General features: G+C 40.8%; 17 protein-coding genes. 2 read left to right on the forward strand and 15 right to left on the reverse strand.

Translation table 11 applies throughout. From position 1 onward, the window contains the following. Nucleotides 1–298 precede the first annotated feature (298 nt). A complete protein-coding gene (gene prpB / locus F2A31_RS15190; RefSeq protein ID WP_150027390.1) occupies nt 299–1,180 on the reverse strand; it encodes a methylisocitrate lyase in 882 nt (293 codons plus the stop codon). Beyond that, the gene (locus tag F2A31_RS15195; protein WP_004637419.1) at nt 1,173–1,883 is read right to left on the reverse strand and encodes a GntR family transcriptional regulator; all 711 of its coding nucleotides are present in this window, start codon (nt 1,881–1,883) and stop codon (nt 1,173–1,175) included. The genes prpB and F2A31_RS15195 overlap by 8 nt, the downstream gene beginning before the upstream one ends. A 709-nt stretch (nt 1,884–2,592) precedes the next feature. Here F2A31_RS15195 and F2A31_RS15200 point away from each other — a divergent pair. Continuing rightward, a complete protein-coding gene (locus F2A31_RS15200; protein WP_150027392.1) occupies nt 2,593–3,798 on the forward strand; it encodes an amino acid aminotransferase in 1,206 nt (401 codons plus the stop codon). Nucleotides 3,799–3,853: 55 nt separating this feature from the next. Here the strand turns inward: F2A31_RS15200 and dld are convergent, their stop codons facing one another. The 4 genes from dld to lldP all read right to left on the reverse strand — a co-directional run bounded on the left by dld (nt 3,854) and on the right by lldP (nt 9,439). Then, on the reverse strand, nt 3,854–5,560 hold the full coding sequence (gene dld, locus F2A31_RS15205; RefSeq protein WP_150027394.1) for a D-lactate dehydrogenase: 1,707 nt from the start codon (nt 5,558–5,560) through the stop codon (nt 3,854–3,856). 273 nt (nt 5,561–5,833) lie between these two features. Continuing rightward, nucleotides 5,834–7,003 (reverse strand): FMN-dependent L-lactate dehydrogenase LldD, encoded by a 1,170-nt coding sequence (gene lldD, locus F2A31_RS15215; RefSeq protein WP_150027399.1) that lies wholly within the window; start codon nt 7,001–7,003, stop codon nt 5,834–5,836. After that, nucleotides 7,000–7,752 (reverse strand): transcriptional regulator LldR, encoded by a 753-nt coding sequence (gene lldR, locus F2A31_RS15220; protein WP_150027401.1) that lies wholly within the window; start codon nt 7,750–7,752, stop codon nt 7,000–7,002. The genes lldD and lldR overlap by 4 nt, the downstream gene beginning before the upstream one ends. 19 nt (nt 7,753–7,771) lie before the next feature. Continuing rightward, on the reverse strand, nt 7,772–9,439 hold the full coding sequence (gene lldP, locus F2A31_RS15225) for an L-lactate permease (RefSeq protein ID WP_171490608.1): 1,668 nt from the start codon (nt 9,437–9,439) through the stop codon (nt 7,772–7,774). A gap of 383 nt (nt 9,440–9,822) precedes the next feature. Here lldP and F2A31_RS15230 point away from each other — a divergent pair, with 383 nt between their 5' ends. Then, nucleotides 9,823–11,193, forward strand: coding sequence for a phosphohexomutase domain-containing protein (locus F2A31_RS15230; RefSeq protein WP_150027405.1), 1,371 nt, complete (start codon nt 9,823–9,825; stop codon nt 11,191–11,193). Nucleotides 11,194–11,245: 52 nt separating this feature from the next. Here the strand turns inward: F2A31_RS15230 and galE are convergent, their stop codons facing one another. From galE to F2A31_RS15275, 9 genes are all read right to left on the reverse strand, one after another. Then, entirely contained in the window at nt 11,246–12,262 is a 1,017-nt protein-coding gene (gene galE, locus F2A31_RS15235) for a UDP-glucose 4-epimerase GalE (RefSeq protein WP_150027407.1), read from the reverse strand. Further along, the gene (pgi, locus tag F2A31_RS15240) at nt 12,255–13,928 is read right to left on the reverse strand and encodes a glucose-6-phosphate isomerase (RefSeq protein ID WP_150027409.1); all 1,674 of its coding nucleotides are present in this window, start codon (nt 13,926–13,928) and stop codon (nt 12,255–12,257) included. The genes galE and pgi overlap by 8 nt, the downstream gene beginning before the upstream one ends. Before the next feature lie 2 nt (nt 13,929–13,930). Next, nucleotides 13,931–15,190 (reverse strand): nucleotide sugar dehydrogenase, encoded by a 1,260-nt coding sequence (locus F2A31_RS15245; RefSeq protein ID WP_150027411.1) that lies wholly within the window; start codon nt 15,188–15,190, stop codon nt 13,931–13,933. A gap of 17 nt (nt 15,191–15,207) precedes the next feature. Beyond that, nucleotides 15,208–16,083, reverse strand: a complete 876-nt coding sequence (gene galU, locus F2A31_RS15250) for a UTP--glucose-1-phosphate uridylyltransferase GalU (RefSeq protein ID WP_150027413.1) — start codon at nt 16,081–16,083, stop codon at nt 15,208–15,210. Nucleotides 16,084–16,096: 13 nt separating this feature from the next. Then, complete coding sequence (locus F2A31_RS15255) at nt 16,097–17,971, reverse strand: polysaccharide biosynthesis protein (RefSeq protein ID WP_150027415.1); 1,875 nt, start codon at nt 17,969–17,971, stop codon at nt 16,097–16,099. Between the two features lie 162 nt (nt 17,972–18,133). Beyond that, the gene (locus F2A31_RS15260; protein ID WP_150027417.1) at nt 18,134–18,661 is read right to left on the reverse strand and encodes a PglD-related sugar-binding protein; all 528 of its coding nucleotides are present in this window, start codon (nt 18,659–18,661) and stop codon (nt 18,134–18,136) included. Further along, the gene (locus tag F2A31_RS15265) at nt 18,654–19,658 is read right to left on the reverse strand and encodes an MraY family glycosyltransferase (RefSeq protein ID WP_150027418.1); all 1,005 of its coding nucleotides are present in this window, start codon (nt 19,656–19,658) and stop codon (nt 18,654–18,656) included. The genes F2A31_RS15260 and F2A31_RS15265 overlap by 8 nt, the downstream gene beginning before the upstream one ends. A 1-nt stretch (nt 19,659) precedes the next feature. Continuing rightward, nucleotides 19,660–20,613: an NAD-dependent epimerase/dehydratase family protein gene (locus F2A31_RS15270; protein WP_150027840.1), complete on the reverse strand. Its 954-nt coding sequence runs from the start codon at nt 20,611–20,613 to the stop codon at nt 19,660–19,662. 20 nt (nt 20,614–20,633) lie between these two features. Next, the gene (locus F2A31_RS15275; protein WP_150027421.1) at nt 20,634–21,806 is read right to left on the reverse strand and encodes a glycosyltransferase; all 1,173 of its coding nucleotides are present in this window, start codon (nt 21,804–21,806) and stop codon (nt 20,634–20,636) included. Nucleotides 21,807–21,943: the final 137 nt, after the last annotated feature.

The following is a 21,943-nucleotide window of genomic DNA, read 5'->3' on the forward strand; positions in this document are numbered from 1 at the left end:
AAGATTGTCCTTTTTTATATCTTTGGGGTGAATTTCTTAGCGGTGTCGTACCGAACTCTCATCTGATTTGAGGATAAGCCTTCGGTTGGACTTACTTTTGATGGATCAAAAGTAAGCAAAAATCCTTTGTTGGCCTGACGGTACCTCCTTGCTACCGCAGTCCAACGTGGCGGCATCCATGCCGCCTTCACGATCATTGAGACTTTCATGAAACTGATAAAATACTCTTTTTATCTCCACTAGAAAGTCTTTAATTCGTGAAATCCCTCTCTTTCTGGGAGAGGTTAGAAAAGCTAAACTATTTATTCTTCGCAAAAGTTCCATCAAGATACTGTTCAAACGCATGGTAATTAATACGTTCATACAATTCTTGACGGGTTTGCATGGTGTCAACAACGTTCTTCTGTGTGCCTTCTTGACGCAAAGTCACATACACATTTTCCGCTGCTTTATTCATCGCACGGAATGCTGAAAGTGGGTACAACGCAATGCTCACATCCGCAGAAGCCAATTCTTCAGTCGTGAATAATGGTGTAGAACCAAACTCAGTAATATTTGCTAATATAGGTACTTTGGTTGCATTTGCAAATTGCTTATACATTGCCAATTCAGTAATCGCTTCAGGGAATAACATATCCGCACCTGCTTCGATGTAAGCGCCTGCACGATCAATTGCTGCTTGTAAGCCTTCAACTGCAAGTGCATCAGTACGCGCCATGATCACAAAGTTTTCATCGGTACGTGCATCCACTGCCGCTTTGATACGATCAACCATTTCTTGTTGCGTCACGATCGCTTTGTTCGGACGGTGTCCACAACGCTTTGCACCCACTTGGTCTTCGATATGCATCGCTGCCGCACCAAACTTAATCATTGATTTAGTGGTACGTGCAATATTGAATGCTGAAGCACCAAAACCTGTATCTACATCAACCAAAAGTGGCAGGTCACACACATCGGTAATACGGCGTACATCCGTCAATACATCATCAAGGTTACTAATCCCTAAATCAGGTAAACCTAATGAACCTGCGGCAACACCACCACCTGACAAATAAATTGCTTTATAGCCTGCACGTTTTGCCAATAACGCATGGTTAGCGTTAATCGCACCAACCACTTGTAATGGTTTTTCATTTGCGACCGCGTCGCGGAATAGCTGACCAGCAGATTTAGCCATGTTGATGTTCTCCTTGGGTTTGCAGCAATGTTTGCTCAACAATTTTGTAGGATGCATTGATATGACGATGCATGAGCATTTCGGCAAGTTCACCGTCACCTTCTGCAATCGCATCTAAAATGCGGATATGTTCGTCCCAAGCTTTGCTCGGACGATCAGGGGTATTTGAAAATTGAATTCGATACATACGAATGAGGTGATACAACTCATCACATAACATTTTTTCTAAGGTTTTATTACCGCTGCTTTTAATAATGCAGTAATGGAAATCGTCTTGACCTTCTTGTAGGTAATAGCCCTTACCTGCTTTAAAATTTTCATCTTCAGCATGCATTCGCAGTACATCACGCAATGCCAAAATTTGTTTTTTATCGATATGCTGTGCTGCTAATTTGCAGGCTAAACCCTCAAGTGAAGCACGAATTTGATAGAGTTCTTGAAACTGTTGTAACGACAGTGACACTACGCGCGCGCCCACATGCGCAGTACGCTCCACCAGTTTCTGCCCTTCCAGACGATGAATGGCTTCACGCAATGGACCACGACTGATACCGTAAATCCGCGCCAGTTCAGGTTCAGATATTTTACTGCCCGCAGGAATTTTTCCTAAAACTATCGCCGATTGGATTTGCTTAAATACGTGTTCCGTCAGTGTTCTTCCCTGACTCGTGCTTATATCTTGTGGAACTAGGGTATCTTGCATATTGTCGACAATCTCTACAGTTTTGATGATTTTATAACGAGATAATACAAATAATGCAATAGGATTGTCGACAATAAACAGACCTACTCAGTCAGTCTGAGATTCTCATCATTCTGACCAGATCCATTCACAACCATCAAACAAACCTAATAAAATACAAATAAAACAAATCTTTAGTGTGCATAAATAGGCTTTACATACCTTCTCGAATGTATCTTCCAGCTTATTTGTACGATACATGCTACGACTATGGTATGACACCTTGATTGTAGACAATCCTTATAATCGAGCACTTTGCTACGAATTTTTGTAAGTAAATAATAGGGTCTGTTGATATTTCAGCCATGCATTGCGTTATCGGCTAAAACAACATAAACAAGGCATGAAACGCAGGCAATGGCCTTCCCTTGTCAAGTTTCATAACGCAGTTTAGGGAGGTTTTAGCCATAACCCTGCGGGACAGGAACATTTTTTGCCGTTACTACGTTATGTTTCGCTCATTTAGAATAACTAAATTTCGCTAAACATGCCTTGTACCGTCTAAAAAATGTCCTCTGTCGCAAGCATCTGTGAAATGTCAACAGACCCTACACTAGAAATGTAAATAACAGCGTGCTTCATCATCGCTTTATTGGTACATTATTGGGCATCTGGAGTCATGCTCCACAAGACACATCCATGCACCTTGTTGAATAAAAGGACATTGTTAATGTTTCAACATATCCCACCTTATGCAGGCGATCCAATCCTCTCGTTAATGGAACAGTTTAATGCTGATTCACGCGCTGAAAAGGTTAATCTAAGTATTGGTTTGTATTACAACGAGGACAGTATCGTTCCACAGCTCGATACCATTATCGAAGCTCAAAAACGTATTGCACCTAAAAATACTCAAACCAAACTTTATCTTCCAATGGAAGGTTTCAAACCTTACCGTGATGCGATTCAAGCGTTATTGTTTGGTTCAAATAGCCCTGCAATTCAACAAGGTCGTGTTGCTACCATTCAAACGCTGGGTGGTTCAGGTGCATTAAAAGTGGGTGCAGACTTTTTAAAAACCTATTTCCCAAATTCAGAAGTTTGGGTGAGCCAACCAACATGGGACAACCATGTGGCAATCTTTAACGGTGCTGGCATCAAGAGCAACTTCTACCCATACTTCGATGCAGAAACACGCGGCGTTGATTTTGATGGTATGTTATCAACACTAAAAACTTTGCCAGAACAAAGCATCGTGTTGTTACACCCATGCTGCCACAACCCGACAGGTGCGGATTTAAATCCAGCACAGTGGGATCAAGTGATTGCGGTATTAAAAGAGCGTAACCTCATCCCATTCCTCGACATCGCTTACCAAGGTTTTGGCGATGGTATGGAACAAGATGCTTATGCGATTCGTGCTTTAGACCAAGCAGGTTTGAACTTCATCGTCAGCAACTCGTTCTCTAAAATCTTCTCACTTTATGGTGAGCGTGTTGGTGGTTTAACTTTCGTATGTGATGACGCTGAAGCAGCAAAATGCACATTTGGTCAGTTAAAAGCAACTGTACGTCGTATCTACTCTAGCCCACCAACAACTGGTGCATGGTTGGTTGATCAAGTATTAAATGACGCTGATCTAAATCAACAATGGCAAGGTGAAGTCAAAGAGATGCGTGAGCGTATTATCAAAATGCGTAGCATCTTAAAAGATGAGTTGAGCAAAGCACTTCCTGACCGTGACTTTAGCTACCTTGTAAACCAAAAAGGCATGTTCAGCTACACAGGTTTGACAGGCGAACAAGTCGATACGCTGCGTGAAGAGTATGCCATTTACCTTGTGCGCAGTGGTCGTATCTGCGTTGCAGGTCTCAACATGAACAATGTGTATAAAGTTGCCAAAGCAATGGCTGAAGTTCTAGCAAAATCAGCTTAAATTGTGAGGATTGAAAAAAGGTGCCTCGGCACCTTTTTTATTGCCTATTTTGAGACTAGGACTTTAGCTTACCCCAATATTTTAATTTTGAAGTCTGACCAATCCCGACATTAAAACAATTATTCGGATCAAGCTTTTGATAGAAATTTGCCAATGCAGGCTTGGCAATATACAAATGCCCGACATTGTGCTCAGCAGGATATTCCGCACGACGTACATCCAGTAATTTCCACATTTGATGTTCCATTTCCAATGGATCATTGCCCTTTTTAAGAATATAGTCCTGATGGAAAACATGACAAAAAAAGTGTCCATAATAAAGTTTATGAATAATCTGCTGTTCCATCTCCGCAGGCAATTGCTCGACCCATTCATGATCATTACGGCGCAATGCAATATCTAGTGCCACAATGTCTTCGACTTCATCTCGATGGGTATCACGATAACGAATCGCTGCACCGGCCACCGCAAAACGATGTAAAAAGGCTTTACGTCCTTCCTCCGCATCACAAAGAAAGAAGTTGCCTGAGGCATGTACTGCAAAATAGTGTTGTAAAAATTGCTCGGTCTGTGCTTTGCAATTGTTTTCGACTCGCAACATCAGGTGATGCTCGTAGCGATCTCGATACTCGGTCATGCGCTTGGGTAAATGACTCGGCAACAAGGAAGTCATCACTTGTAAAATATGATCAGTCAATCCTGTGATCTTCAACCTTTCTAAGAAGCCATCGACCTTATCCTTGAGTGCAAAGGCTTTCGGTACATAGGCTGTGCCAAATTTTTCAATAAACAGGAAAGTGTCTTTCCCATATTTTTCGCCAATATGATAGGCATCGCGGTGAATATATTCCCCTGCAATCGGCAAACTGGGCAATGAGGTCAGTAAATAACGGCGAATTGCAGTCAGATCATCAGCATCGTTCGATCCAATATAAAATACACTACTTTCTACTTTTTCATAGGTATCGAGACGTACCGCAAACACACAGACTTTACCTGCCGAGCCCGAGGCTTCAAACAGACGTGATGGGTCTGCGTTAAAACGCGCTGGCGTATCTTCATCAACTTGAGTCACATCGTGTGCATAACGCTGATCGGATGCCTGTTTATCGGGATCGTCTAAAATATCTGTCACCTGATAGTGCTGCTGCTCTAAACGGGTCAGGATCTCCTCAGGAGTTGTGCCTAAATTCACCCCTAAGTGATTCACCAGTTCTAATTGGCCAGCAGAATTAACCTGTGCATACAGCGCCAGTTCTGTATAGGCAGGGCCTCGACGTACCAAGGCACCGCCAGAGTTATTACAGACACCACCCAGCACCGATGCGCCAATACAGGAAGAACCGATCACCGAATGCGGCTCCCGATCATAACCTTTGAGCACATGTTCTAGATTGTCCAACGTAGCACCCGGTAAGCAAATTACCTGCTTACCCTCATGGATGACCTGAATGCCCTTTAAACGGCGCGTACTCATCACCAACACCGGACGGTCATAATCATCGCCATACGGTGTTGAACCGCCGGTCAGCCCCGTATTGGCAGCTTGCATAATCACAATACAATCTGCTTCGATAGCAGCTTGCAGCACTTTCCATTGTTCCAACAAAGTACCAGGAATGACCACAGCAAAGACTTTGCCCTCCCCAAAACGGCGACCTTGACGATACTGGCGGGTACTTTGATCATCACTCAACACATGTTGCCGCCCAACAATCTGCTGTAAACGGTCAATCACCACTTTGGGAGAAAATGTTTGCATGATGGCTCCTTTGGATCATCCACGTAATGCACTGAAAATTATATTAAAAAATACAATTTTAAAATTTAAATCCCTTACAGATACTATCGCGATTGGCGGCAAGGATGCCGCCTGTTCCGATGCGGTAGCAGGGAAGTACCGTCATCGGAATAGAGGATTTTTGGTTACTTTTGATCCTTCAAAAGTGACAAATGCCTATACATCAGACATAAGCAAGTCACCCCATTATGAGGCAGTAACTAAAACAGGGGTTATTACTTTATCTCGCTTAAGCTACGCCTGTTCTGCCAGTGACACACCCAATTTACTTGCCTGTACCAAACAATCCCTATTAATCTCCTGAATCGACTTAGCACCCGTCAACGTCATTGCCACCCGCATTTCCTTATCAATCAAATCCAGTAAATTCGACACCCCTTGCCCGCCTGCTGCCGCCAAGGCATACACAAAAGCACGGCCCAATAACACCGTATCTGCACCTAGGGCTAACATCCGCACCACATCTAAACCATTACGAATGCCAGAGTCTGCCAAAATCGCTAAATCACCTTTGACGGCATCAGCAATCGCAGGCAAAGCACGCGCAGAAGACATCACACCATCCAGCTGACGACCACCATGATTCGACACCACAATGCCATCTGCACCAAAACGCACAGCATCTTTAGCATCTTCAGGATCCAGAATCCCTTTAATGACCATTGGGCCATCCCAAAACTCACGAATCCACTCGAGGTCTTTCCATGAAATCGATGGATCAAAGTTAGAGCCTAACCAGCCAATATAATCCTCAAGCCCTGTCGGTTTACCTAAATATTTTGAGATATTGCCTAAGTCATGTGGACGACCACACATCCCCACATTCCATGCCCAATGCGGATGAAACATCGATTGCAAATAACGACGCATCGCCGCATTTGGCCCACTCATGCCTGAATGGGCATCACGATAGCGTGCACCCGGCACTGGCATATCCACCGTAAACACCAAAGTCGAACAACCTGCGGCTTTGGCACGTTCCAAGGCATTACGCATAAAACCACGGTCACGCAATACATAAAGCTGAAACCACATTGGACGCTGAATCGCTGGTACCACTTCTTCAATCGGACAGACCGAGACTGTTGAGAGCGTAAATGGAATACCCTTTTTATCCGCTGCCACAGCTGCCTGAACTTCACCTCGACGTGCATACATGCCGGTTAAACCGACAGGTGCCAAAGCCACTGGCATTGATAATGTTTCATTAAACAGTTTGGTTTCCAGACTCAAGGCTGACATGTCATTCAGCACTCGTTGGCGCAAAGCAATCTCCGAAAGATCTTGTACATTGCGTTTTAAGGTATATTCCGAATAGGCACCACCGTCGATATAGTGAAATAAAAAGGGCGGTAAACGACGTTGTGCCGCAGCACGATAATCATTGCCAGAAGAAATAATCATTTTGAATCAACTCTTGGTAAACGTGTTGCACGTTTCTGACGAGCTTCATCTTCGTCCAGAGCACGTACATGATTAATCACAAATTCAATATGACCACACACCGCTCGGCGTGCAGCCTCTGGATCTTTACGATCAATCGCATCCATCACCTGAAAATGCTGCTCACTCAATAAGTCACCATTCACAGGATCGTTATAAACTTTCTTGCGTCCCAGTAAGACGTTGTATTGCAATAAGTCAAACAGACTACGCATCATCTGGATCAGCACAATATTGTGTGAGGCCTCGGCAATCGCTAAGTGGAACTCAGCATCCGCCACTGCCGCCTGAGCTGAATCGCCTGCATTTTGATAACGACTAATCTCATCAAAATAATGATGGATTTTGGCGCGATCTTCTGGTGTCGAACGTAGTGCCGCATACCATGCAGTTCCACCTTCCAACAACAACCTCGCCTCCTGCACATCAAAACGGTACAGCGGATCTTCTTCAATCAAATGACTGATTGGATTCACAATCAATTGTTGTGGCCACTGCTCTGGCAATTGCTGAATATAGGTGCCATCACCACGACGACTACTGAGCACGCCTTGACTATTTAACTGTTGGATCGCTTCACGTAAGGACGGACGAGACACCCCCAAACTGATCGCAAGCTGGCGCTCGGCTGGCAAACGATCACCTTTTTTCATTTGGCGCTGCTCAATGAGTGCCTGTAATTTCATGACCACTTGATCGGAGATTCTCATCACATTTCCTTAATTAGAGTTATGGAATCATCCACGGCACCAGATAAGCCTGAACCGTGACGATGATGCCAACAAAAACTGTAAATATGATGCTATGTTTTACCGTGAAACGGAATAAGTCTGACTCCTTTCCAACCAAACCCACTGCTGCACAGGCAATCGCAATCGATTGGGGTGAAATCATCTTGCCAGTTACACCGCCACTGGTATTGGCTGCCACCAGCAATACTTCTGGAATCCCAATTTGCTGAGCAGTGGTCGCTTGCAAGGCCGAAAACAATGCATTGGATGAGGTATCGGACCCCGTCAGAAATACACCCAACCAGCCCAAGAAAGGTGAGAAGAAAGTAAAGGCATGACCAGTATGTGATAATGCTAAAGCCAAGGTCGCAGACAGACCAGAGTAATTGGCAATAAAGGCAAAGGCCAACACCATCCCAATCGAATAAATCGGTGTTTTTAATTCATTTAATGTTTCACCAAAGGTTGCAACAGCCTCACGTGTTTTCATTTTTAAGAAAATGATGGTGATAATCGCAGCAATAAAAATAGCCGTACCTGTCGCAGAGAACCAATCAAACTTATAAATCGCCTCATAAGCGGTGGTTTCAGGCACAATCGGCGTCATTTTTTCGACCAACTTATGTAGATAAGGTACTTCGATTTTAAAAATCCAGTCTGCTAAGGCACCCTCTTTAGCAAATAAAGCCTTAAATGGTTGAATACTCCAAATCGTCACCATGACAGTTAAAATCATAAATGGCGACCATGCTTTGGCAATCTGCACCATGCTATAGCGCTGTGGCGCACTTTCTGCTGATGCTGCACGTTGTTGCTCGACACCATCAAAACGGAAAATATGTTTCGGTTTCCACACTCGGAATAACAAAGTTAAGCTCACCAATGAAGCAATCGCAGCAGTAATATCAGGAAGTTCTGGACCTAAGAAATTCGAAGTTAGATATTGTGCAATGGCAAAGGAACTCCCACCTACAAGAACTGCAGGCCAAGTTTCTTTCACACCACGCCAGCCATCCATGATCGCCATGATCCAAAACAAGACAATGATGACTAAAAACGGCAATTGACGCCCTACCATCTGACTGATTTCCATGGTGTCCACACCTGAAACCTGTCCCGCCACAATAATTGGAATACCCATGGCACCAAAAGCCACAGGAGCGGTATTCACGATCAAGCAAAGTCCCGCAGCATAAAGCGGTTTAAAGCCTAAACCCACCAAGAGTGCAGCAGTAATTGCGACAGGAGCTCCAAAGCCAGCAGCCCCCTCAAGGAAAGTACCGAAGGCAAAACCGACCAATAGCATTTGTAAACGCTGATCTTCGGTAATCGATAAAATACTAGAGCGAATGACATCAAACTGCCCAGTTTTGACTGAAATTTTATACAGGAACACTGCCCCGATAATAATCCACGAAATTGGCCATAAACCGTAAATAAAGCCATAAATAACCGAAGCAAATGCCATTTCAACTGGCATTTGATAAAAGAATAAAGCAATCAATATTGCAATAATGACGGTACAAGTTCCCGCAACACTGCCTTTTAAACGAAATACGGCTAAAGCCAAAAAGAAGAAAATAATCGGAATCAGCGCAACTGCACTAGATAACCAAATATTATTTAAAGGATCATAAATTTGTTGCCACACATTTAGCATTCTCATCTCCTTGAAATGCTCGGCGTCATTTTGTTTTCACTTCGATATTTAACGAATCTTCTTATCATTGGTATGACCAATAATTTAAAAATAAGAGAATACTGCCTAACCACAATCTTTATGCATCTTAATTATATGAATTAAAAGGATCAACCCCACCACTACAACAAAATTGGTATTACCAATAATAATTAAACCAAATCAATACTTTTCTGATGTTGTTCTTCTCCATTATCCGACTAAAGTCTTATAAAACCTTTAGCTTCACGACAACTATTCAAAATCAAGCTCAATTTAAATTAGCGGATAAAGAACTATAAATATGACTTCTTGGTGATATCTGTATAATGTGTTCACAACTCAAATCACATCACTATGAATTGAACAATATGACTCAACTGACTTGCTTTAAAGCCTATGATATTCGCGGCAAACTCGGTACAGAACTCAATGAAGAGATTGCCTATAACATTGGTCGTGCCTATGGGCAAATCTACCAACCTAATAAAGTTGTAGTCGGTTGTGATATCCGCCTCAGCAGCGAAGGTTTAAAACAAGCAACGATTCGTGGTTTAAATGATGCAGGTATCGATGTCCTTGATCTAGGGATGACAGGCACGGAAGAAGTATATTTCGGCGCTTTCCACCTTGATGTACAAGGGGGAATCGAAATCACCGCCAGTCACAATCCAATGGATTACAATGGAATGAAACTGGTCCGTGAAAATGCTCGTCCGATTAGTGCAGATACAGGTCTCAAAGAAATTCAAACACTAGCTGAATCAGGTCAATTCACCGAAGTAGCACAAAAAGGAAAAACTCAACACTATAATATTTTGCCTGAGTTCGTTGATCACCTACTCACTTATATTGACCCACAAAAAATTAAACCACTCAAACTAGTGGTGAATGCAGGTAATGGCGCAGCAGGTCATGTGATCGATGCGATTGAACAAAAATTCGAGCAACTCAATATTCCAGTTGAATTTATTAAAATTCATCATGAAGCAGACGGTACTTTCCCAAATGGTATTCCGAATCCGATTCTGATTGAAAACCGTGACAGCACCCGTAATGCCGTACTGCAACATCAAGCCGATATGGGCATTGCTTGGGATGGTGACTTTGATCGTTGTTTCCTGTTTGATGAAAAAGGGCAGTTTATCGAAGGCTATTACATCGTCGGTTTATTGGCACAGGCCTTCCTGATCAAGCAATCAGGCGAGAAAATCGTGCATGACCCACGTCTAGTCTGGAATACCTTTGATATTGTCAATCAATATCAAGGCGTTGCGGTACAATCAAAATCTGGGCATGCTTTTATTAAAGATGTGATGCGTGAACACAATGCAGTTTACGGCGGTGAAATGAGTGCCCACCATTATTTCCGTGATTTTGCTTATTGCGATAGTGGCATGATTCCGTGGTTACTCACCATTGCATTACTTTCAGAAACAGGACAGTCGCTTTCAACGCTGGTGGAGAACATGATTGCCAAATTCCCATGTAGTGGTGAAATCAATTTTAAAGTGGCAGATACCCAAGCGACAGTACAAAAGATTTTTGACCATTATGCAAATCAGAATCCTCAAGTAGACCGTACTGATGGGGTGAGTCTGGATTTCGGTGCTTGGCGCTTGAATGTACGTGCGTCAAATACAGAGCCATTACTTCGACTTAATATCGAGAGCCGTGCAGATAAAAATCCACAACCGATGCAACACTATGTTGATGAATTAACGACTTTGATCCAAGGTTAATTCCAAGTCATAAAAAAGGAGCTCAAAGCTCCTTTTTTATGACTGACGAGAATCAGCTAAAACCGTTAGGATTGTGTTTCTGCCAGTTCCAGCTATCTGCCAGCATATCTTCCAGCGTATATTGGGGCTGCCAACCAAGCTCGTTTTTAGCTCGCGAAGCATCCGCATAAAATGCGGGTAAGTCACCAGATCTCCGTTCAGCAAATTCTGTCGGAATCTGAACCCCATTCACTTTCTCAAACGTTTCTTTAATTTGCAAAACAGATATTGGAGCGCCTGTTCCAATATTCCAGGCTCGGCAGCCTTGATTATTTAGACGATTAGACAACGCCAGCACATGGGCTTTCGCCAAATCTACCACATGAATAAAGTCCCGCTCACAAGTACCATCTTTAGTTGGATAATCATGACCAAAAATAGATAGTTTTTCACGACGTCCTATAGCAACTTGAGTCACATAAGGCATTAAATTATTCGGGATTCCTCGAGGATCTTCACCTATCTGCCCACTTTTATGCGCACCGACAGGATTAAAATAACGAAGTAAAGCAATTGACCATCTTGCATCTGCCAGCGCCATTTTTTCTAGCATCTGCTCAATAACCAATTTGGTATAACCATAATTGTTATTCGGCAAGCTCAGAGGCATGTCTTCCTGATAAGGTGAAGGATTTAACTCACCGTATACTGTTGCAGAGGAACTAAAGACCAAGCTAAAAACACCTGCTTTTTGCATCGATTTGAAGAGTTGTATACTCCCTGCAATATTATGATCAAAATATGTTAAGGGTATTTGTTGACTCTCACCCACAGCTTTTAAGCCTGCAAAATGGATCACAGCATCGATCTGATAATTTTGAAAAACCCGATCAAGTTCATCCTGACAACGGATATCACCTTGTACAAAATCCAAACTGTTATTCGCCAGTTTTTCTACACGGCGTAAAGACTCTCCAGAACCATTCGACAGATTATCAAAAACAATCACTTCATGGCCTGCATTCAGTAATTCTAAACAGGTATGTGAACCAATATAACCCGCGCCACCTGTGACTAAAATATTAGCCATCCGTCTTTCCTAACAATATTTTAAGCAAACCTTGTGTTGAGGCATCAAATGTAGATAAATCCTCTTGCTCACGGTTAAGAATCGGTAATAGCTGATTGGCAATTTCCTTACCTTTTTCAACGCCCCATTGATCGAAAGGGTTGATATTCCACAACACAGATTGCACAAATACTTTATGCTCATACATTGCAATCAACATCCCCAAACTATAAGGATTTAGCTCTTTCAGCAAAATCGTTGAGCTAGGCTGATTACCATCATATTGCTTATAAGTTGGAAGATCTTGCAGCTCATTGGCAGCAAGTGCCTGATTACCAAACGCCAACAAGCGTGATTGTGCTAAACAATTGGATAATGCCAAATGATGTTGCTCAACCAATGCAGCTGCATTTTCTACATAAGTAAATTGATTAGCATTATAACGTTTCACAGGTGCAATAAAATCACAGCTCACAGAGTGTGTGCCTTGGTGTAATAGTTGATAAAATGCATGTTGTGCATTAGGACCAACCTCACCCCACACAATTGGGCAAGTTGCGGAGTTAACCTTTTCACCATTTCGCTGGGTCGATTTACCATTCGACTCCATTTCCAACTGCTGTAAATATGCAGCAAAATATTTTAAACGCCCATCATAGGGCAATACAGCATGTGTCTGAATATCAAGGAAGTTGTTATTCCATGCGCCTAACAAGCCCATTAAAACTGGAATATTTTGATGAAATGGAGCGGTTTGAAAATGCTGGTCTATGGCGTGTGCACCCGCGAGCAATTGTTTAAAACCATCCACACCGATGGTTAATGCAATTGGTAAACCAATACATGACCAAAGTGAATAGCGGCCACCCACCCAATCCCAGAGTAGCAGTTGCTTGTCAGTGGCAATGCCCCATTCCGTCATTTTTTCAGGTTTAGTCGAAACCCCAATAAAATGATTTTTCAGAATTTTATCATTGCTACCTAAAGCTTTCTCTAACCACTGACGAACTGTTTGCGCATTAGAGAGCGTATCGATGGTGCCAAATGACTTTGATGAAATAATAAAAAGTGTTGTTTCTGGCCGTAACTGATGTAATAAATCAGATAACTGACTCCCATCCATCGTGGAAACAAAATGCACTGCTAAAGGTTTAGCTGTTGGCACTTTAAAATCAGACAACGCATGGGTCACCATCAATGGGCCAAGGTCTGACCCACCAACCCCAATATTAACCACATCTTGGATCACTTCGCCCGTAGCACCACGGTATTGTCCAGCGTGTATTTTCTCAACTAAAGCATACATATGGTCAAGCTGAGAATGTACTTGTGCAGTTATTTCAGGCTGTAAAGATGTCTCTTGGGGTAAACGTAATGCCCAATGCATCGCTGCGCGTTGCTCAGTATAATTAATCTTTTCAGCTGAAAACAGTTTATTAATCCATTGACCCAAGTTCTGTGCATGCGCCAAATCAACCAATCTATCCAAAATCTGCTGATCAATCCGATGCTTACTAAAATCAAAGAAAACCTCATCATATTCAACAGAAAAATGCTGAAAACGTGACGTATCTGATGTAAATAGCGTATTTAGGTGAATATCTATGAAATGTTCTTTTAACGTGGATAACTCTTCATATACAGAAGCGCCCTCCGCGATGAGGAAAGGTTGTGTATGTTTAATCATACTTAGCGCCCCACTCCCATATAAGCAAAACCTTGTGCTTTTACATAACGCGGATCATAAATATTACGCCCATCTAAAATCAAAGGATGTTCCATCAACTGAGTTAATTGTTTAAAGTCTGGACTCCAATATTGCTTCCATGCAGTTAAAGCACACAAACCATGAGCATGACAAACTGCATCATATTGGTCTGCACAGAGGACTAAATCTGATCTTTGACCATAAATCATGGCGACTTCATCTAAAGCCTGTGGATCATGTAAACGAACTGTCACGCCTTGTGCCCACAATGCTTTTAACATCTGATGTATGGGTGATTGTTGAATACTTGAGGTATTTTCCTTAAAGGAAGCTCCCCATATTGCAATGGTTTTACCTTGCAAATCACCGTGATAATAATTCCACAACTTACGAAATAGAATTTCTTTTTGTTGCTCATTAATGTCCCAAACTTGCGCGAGTAATTGGCTTTTGACTCCCGTATTAGCCACAGTACTAGCAAGTGTTAAAACATCATGAGAAAAATTCTCCCCGCCAAAGCCTGCGCCAGGATACAAATAGGCAGCACCAATTCGATTATCCGCAGCCATACCCTGTCTAACCGAAGCGATATCAATACCGAGTTTTTCAGCAACCACCGCTAAATCATTAATATAGCTAATTCGTGTTGCTAACATGCCTGAAATACTGAGTTTGGTAAACTCCGCATCCAAAATTGGCATGAATAAATACTGTTGCTCTAATGGAAAGAAAGGTCGTAATAACTCTTTGACTTTGCTCTGGACTTGACTATCCAAACACCCAACAATTAATTGCTTCGCTTGGGTTAAACTTTGTAAGGCATTACCTTCCTGAATCGTATCTGGTAAATAAACCCAATCATCCTCTGAAAGGATCTGCTGCATTTTTTCAGTGCCATGCAAACCAAAGGTAGAAGCATTGATCATCAACTTAGGATGAATAATGGTTCTTTGCTTAAGAGTCTCTAAAAGCTCAAAGACAAAAGCTTCTTGAGTTTGATTAAAGCTAAATAAATATCCATCGATATCTAGAGGGAGATTTTGAAGAGCAGCATATTTAAGGAAACCACTTTTCAACTGTTTTTCTAATAAGCGGCTAACATTTTCATCATGAAATGCATATTGCAAATCATTCTCTTGTTTCTGAGTATCGGAACACCAATAAACAAAGTGCCCAGATTCAGATAATAGCGCAGACATTACCCCAGCATATAAGGTATTACCAAAAACTGCGATTTTCATAACTGTTAACCCTAAATCTATAGGGCTAACTCACGAATTAAGCCCTTAAAATCTTCACCCAGCTTTGGATGATCAATACCATAGTGTAATACAGCTTTAAGATAACCAATCTTACTACCACAATCAAAGGTCTGCCCCTTCATTCGGTAGGCTTCAACAGATTCAAGTTGTTGTAGGCTTGCAATAGCATCTGTCAATTGAATCTCATTACCCGCTCCACGCGGCGTATTCTCTAACATTGCCATAATTTTAGCAGGTAAGATATAACGCCCCACAACAGATAAATTCGAAGGCGCTGTTCCCACCGCAGGTTTCTCTACAATTCCTTGCATAACAGTACTCTCACCTTCATTCGGAGAGCTTGCCACATCTACGATACCGTATTGATCCACCAAATGGTCAGGCACTGCTTCCACCATAATTTGCGCAGCTTGCGACTGTTCAAAGCGTTGAATCATAAGCGATAAATCATTTTCTGTCGCAGTATCTTTAACCAACACATCAGGTAGCAAAACAGCAAAAGCTTCATCACCGACAATATCTTTTGCGCAAAGCACTGCATGCCCAAGCCCTAAAGGCTGTGGTTGACGCACACTCACGACGCTGACATGTTTTGGCAGAATATCAGTGATTTCTTTGAGTAAATCAAATTTCTTTTTTTGCTCTAACGTGGTTTCAAGCTCAAAATTACGATCAAAATAATTTTCAATTGATGCTTTAGATGAGTGGGTGACTAAAATAATCTGCTCAATCCCCGCTTCAACGGCTTCACGCACCACATATTCAATTGCTGGACGATCTACCACCGTTACCATCTCTTTAGGTATCGACTTACTCGCTGGTAAAAAACGCGTTCCTAATCCTGCAACTGGTAAAATTGCTCTTTTAATCATAACTTTTCTCAAATTAATTTACTCTGACTTCGCCACTACGCATATAACCATCAACATAATGTTCAAGTTGGGTCAATGCCCAATCAACATCATGATCAATCGCTGTCATTTGATTAATTCTAGCAAAAATTTCTTGAATTTCTTCTAAAGGATAATGCTTTTCAAAAGAACGAAGGATTCGCGTATGCTGCGTATATTCTGTATTTTCCTGATCAATTAGTAACTCTTCATACAATTTTTCACCAGGCCTTAAACCACTATAAGCAATTTCAATATCACCATCTAAAGAGCCTGCTTCACGTACTTTTAAACCACTGAGTTTAATCATTTGGCGGGCAAGGTCTTGAATGCGAACCGGCTCTCCCATATCCAATAAAAACACATCACCACCTGAACCTAATGCACCAGCCTGAATTACTAACTGTGATGCTTCAGGAATGGTCATAAAATAACGTGTTACATCTGGATGGGTCACCGTAATTGGACCACCTGCAGCAATTTGTTGCTTAAACAACGGTACAACAGAACCAGAGGAACCCAAGACATTACCAAAACGAACAATACTGATTTGTGTATTTGGCTTTGTCTCAGCAACAGCCTGACAATAAAGCTCAGCCATACGTTTAGAAGCCCCCATCACATTGGTTGGACGGACCGCCTTATCTGTTGAAATTAAAACAAAGGTTTCTACACCTTTTTTCACTGCGGCATTCAAACTATTTGCAGTACCAATCGCATTATTTTTTAAGCCCGCAATTGGATTACATTCAACTAGAGGCACATGTTTATATGCAGCTGCATGATATACAGTTTGTACTTGATATTGTTCAATAATGCGCTCTAGCTTTTGCTGATCTTGTACCGTTCCTAAAATGGGCACAATCTCACAATTTGCAGTTCGTCGCAGTTCTTTATCAATATCATAAAGTGCAAACTCTGTTAGTTCATATAACACCAAAAGTTTGGGTTGATTTTTAATAATTTGGCGACATAACTCTGAGCCAATTGAACCACCCGCCCCTGTCACCATCACAACTTTATTTTGAATATTTTTAACAAGCAAATGTGCAATCGGCGGTACGGGATCACGTCCCAGTAAATCAATAATATCCACTTCCTGAATATCAGAGACACGTATTTCACCATCCACTAACTGGGTTAACCCTGGCAGCTCAGTAATTTTAAGACGTGCTGACTCGAATTGTTGAATAATCTCAGTTTTACGTACCCGACCAACTGAAGGAAGCGCTAATAGGATTTCATCAATATGATCTTTCTCAAACCGTTGTAACGCCTTTTCTACAGAATAAACCTTTAAGCCACCAACAATTTGCCCTTGTAATGATGCATAATCATCAATAAAGAACACCGATAAATGATCATCAGAACGATTTAATGCAGCTGCAATTTGTTGACCAGCATCACCCGCACCATAAATAGCGATTCGTTTACGTCCAAGTTCAGAATAGAAAGATGCTTTCACTACAAAACGAATAAATGCACGACTCGCCCAAACCCACGCAAACATCATAAAACCGAACATGAATGGGATCGACATTGGAACATAAGCTTGAGTACATGCATTTAATACATATAAAGCAATCATGGTAAGAGCTACAGCAATCGCCAATTTAACAATAAAGACCTCATCAAAGGTGCATACGATAAACCGGTACACTCCTGTAAGGCCTAAACTCAAAATTGCAATCAAACTAACAAGAAAAATACCATGATCAATACCAGGGATGACTTTAGCACCAATATCAAACAGACGAATCGAATAACATAACCATAAGATAATAGGAAAGGCTAAAATATCCAAAAAAACGAGGAAAAGTTGTTTATATAATCTTGGCGCTGAGGCAAATTGATGAATAATCTTTTTCACAGTGATCTTCTAATCATCCTACATTCAGTTCGATCTTTATACGCACTTCTAGTGTAACTGAAAATAACTTTTACACATCAAATACGCAATAGTTAAAATAGTAGGATATAGGTCTCATATCCTCTAGTATTCTTTGATTTTGTTTTCAATCCTATTACACTTTTAATGTGCAATAATTGAGCCCGCCTCTAGAAAAGTAAAAGGTGCAACCTCTTTATTTCCTGTAATTTTAACGCCAACACTGAGATGGGAAAACATTCCTATTTTACAGTCATGATCAATGGCAGATGTTAAATTAACAATTACGCCATCTTCCACTTTAACATCAACCCCCACAATACATCCTGCGAGAATACAAACACCTTCTCCTACCATAGCTCTAGAGCCAATTATCGCTGATGGATGCATAATTGTGGCTATAGGAATTCCCAAATCTTTTAGCTTCTGAAACCAAGCCTGCCTAACCTGATTATTGCCCACTGCAGGAATTGCTGCAGTAATCGTAGAGATAAGCGTTGGAATTGTATCTATATTAGCTACAATCGGGAAACCAGCAACTTCCACTCTTTGCGGCCAACTATCATCCGCAAATACAATGCTACCCCATTGACCCGATAACAATGCTGCTTCTGCAACAGATCTACCATGACCACCAGCACCTAAAATCAACAAAACATCTTGCTTAAGCATTTTCTGTTTTACCTGCACCAAAATATATGGCTAAAACAATCAATGGAATATAAGCAATTAAAATCAGTAACTCTGGCATTAAATAATGCTGTGTTGCTAAATAGGCAATCGGCAATAACCATAAAACATTAATTACCAACACTCCAAGTGTCACAACGGTATGACTATTATATTTTCTAGATGCGTATTGGTATGCATGACTTCGATGTGCATCATACATTTTGTGACCATTTATTACCCGACGAATTAAAGTGAAAGTAGCATCTACAATAAATACACCTAAACATATAATCCATGCGCAGAATAGAACAGCATCTTGTTTTAATGCTATTAATGCAAGAATACCCAGAATTAACCCTAAGAAGCCGCTACATGCATCTCCCATAAAGATACGAGCTTTGGGAAAGTTCCATAGTAGAAAACCCGCTGCACAAGCTGCTAATAAAAACAGTGACTGACTTGATAATTCAGATGTAAATAGAAGATAGATTACGCCCATGCTTACTGTCGCTGTAATTACCTCAATACTTGCAATACCATTAATACCATCCATGAAGTTATACAGGTTCAGCAACCACACTAGAAACAGCACTGCAATAATATTCGCAAACCATCCTAGTTGAACACTGCCATTAAATAATGCAACTTCAGAAAAACCACCCAATGATACAACAGCACCAATTGCTACTAGAAAGTGGATCGCTAATCGTACCAAAGCATTGATATGACCATGATCATCTAAAAAACCCAGCAGTGCGATAACAAAACCAGCTAAAGTTAAAGTGATGCCAACATGTTGAGATATGTCTCCTAGATAGATAAGCAGCACTATCCCCAGGAGATAGCTGATGACGACAGCCACACCTCCGCCTCGTGGTGTTGGAATACTGTGCGAACTTCGCTCGTTGGGGCTATCGATAATATTTTGCTTAAGTGCATACATCCGCATGAGATAGGTCAGCACAAAAGCAAGTAAAAAAAAAGCGAGTACAAACATATCAATTCGGTTCCATTTCTTTAAACATTTTAGCCAAGCTTTGCTCTGTCGAATATGGTGCATTCCAACCGAGAACTTGTGTATTCTTTGAAGTATCGACGACTAATTCAGAACACAATCGAGATGCCACCGCAGAACGACCAACCAGACTTGCTAACAAGTAAATTAAGCTTTTCGGCACAGGTATTTTAATAAGCTTATTCCCTTGGCATGATGCCAGTTGATCAAACAGCTGCTTTACTGAAATATCATCTTGATCGCTTGCTAAAAAAACCTGCCCAGCTGCATCTGGATGCGTGAGACATACACGTATTAGATCAGCTAGGTTATACACACTCACCATACTGCGTTTATTATCTAAAAGTCCTATCGGTAAAGGAATCTTCGTTGAAGCAAGTGAAACCATACTTTTAAAATTAGCTTTTACATTTGGTCCATAAATCAGCACGGGTCGAATAATAATGACATCTAAACTAGTTTCTTCTGCCAATTTCAATAAAGCTTGTTCAGCTTCGTATTTAGACAAACCATAGGGATCATCTGTATAAATAGGATCATCAGCAGTAAAAGGTTTCTGCTCGGTCGCCTCTTCGCCATTAACCTTAATACTGCTCAAATAAATAAAACGTTTTACTCCACTTTGAACCGCCTTTTTGGCAAGGTTCAACGTTCCCTCCACATTAATCCGTCGATATGCATCTAAAGGGGAAGCCTCAGTTTCATTCATCACATGGGCACGACCAGCACAATGTATGATTGCTTCAAAACCTTTAAAATTAAATTCTTCTAAGTTCTCATTTAAATCAAAATTAATATTTTCAATGTTTGAATGACTAAAAATCTGAGGAGTACGTGTATGCGCAATAACAGAATAATCTTTATCAGATAAATACTGACAAAGGAATTTACCAAGAAAACCATTACTGCCTGTAACTAATATTTTATTTAACAACATCATAAACAGCCTTCTTAATATTAGTAATGTTTTAATTCAATAAGATCATCTGCTAATGCATCCATAATGTTACGGCGTGTATATTTATGAATAAATGCCTCGCGTGGACGCACTTCAAAATCAATTTCATTGAATTTATTGATTGCATCATCGACATCACATGGATGAAAAACATGTGCGGACTCCATATTTTCATCAATAAAATCGACGATATATCCAGACAAGCCACCCCAAATTGGTTTATTGTAACAAGCATATTCAAAAATCTTAGAAGGTATTACCTTTTTAAAAGCATCGTAATCGTTCAAATGAAGAAATAGAATATCTGCATGATCATAATACTTTAGTAATTCAGCACGATTTACTGGTGGAAGAAGTTGTACATTGTTTACATTTAAATTATTCAATGTCTGCTCTAACTCTCCCTTTCTTCCACCATTACCAATAAGCTGGAACAACACCTGTCCCTCTAAACGCTTCGCTAACTGAGGAATAATCTTATGCAGACCTTGCCCATCACCAAAATTACCAGCATAAACAACCACTAAGGGATCATTACATTTATGGCAAGTATATTTATTGTATTGATCTAAAAAGATAGCATCGATTCCATTTGTAAAAAAACGATAATTTTTATTTTTATACTTCTTTTCAAAATAAGGAAGAAAGCCTCGAGAAACCACATTTACGATTTGAGCTCTATTGATCGTAAACTTCTCAATTATAGAGAGAATCGGCAGAACCAAGAACGTCATTTTTTTTGGGAAAACATCCTCTACCGTATCGATAAAAATGTCTCGTATATCTAAATATAGGGGAACTTTTTTCAAAAAGGAAACGATTGCGCCTAGAAAGGCTGTCATGAGACGAGAGGATGTTGCATATATATGCGTATAGTTCCGCCCCATAATTATTTTTAGAGTAAAGAAGAAGAAGAAAAAAAAGCTAATAATTTGACCAAGTATGCCAGAGAATCGTGTACTCACATCAGCTCGATAAATCGTAACATTTCCATCATATTCAAATTTTTTACATTCTTCAGCAAAATCACTATAACGGTTTGGTAGAGTCGTAATAACATCCACTTTTGCATCTGGATAGTTTCTTTTTAAACTCTCAACCAAAGCTGTTGTTCTAAAAGAACCTGCTGATAAATCAGGTTTATAGAAAAAACTTATAATCAGCAAATTCATTTACTGCTCCAATTAATCGTTACTTCTAAGTTCCATAAAAATACTAATATTAAAGGACAATTAGTAACTCACCTAAAAATTCGACGGTGTTTAAATAATCTAAAATAATGGGCAACTATTACATACTCCTAAACAGT

It is taken from the genome of Acinetobacter suaedae, assembly GCF_008630915.1.
Lineage (GTDB): Bacteria > Pseudomonadota > Gammaproteobacteria > Pseudomonadales > Moraxellaceae > Acinetobacter > Acinetobacter suaedae.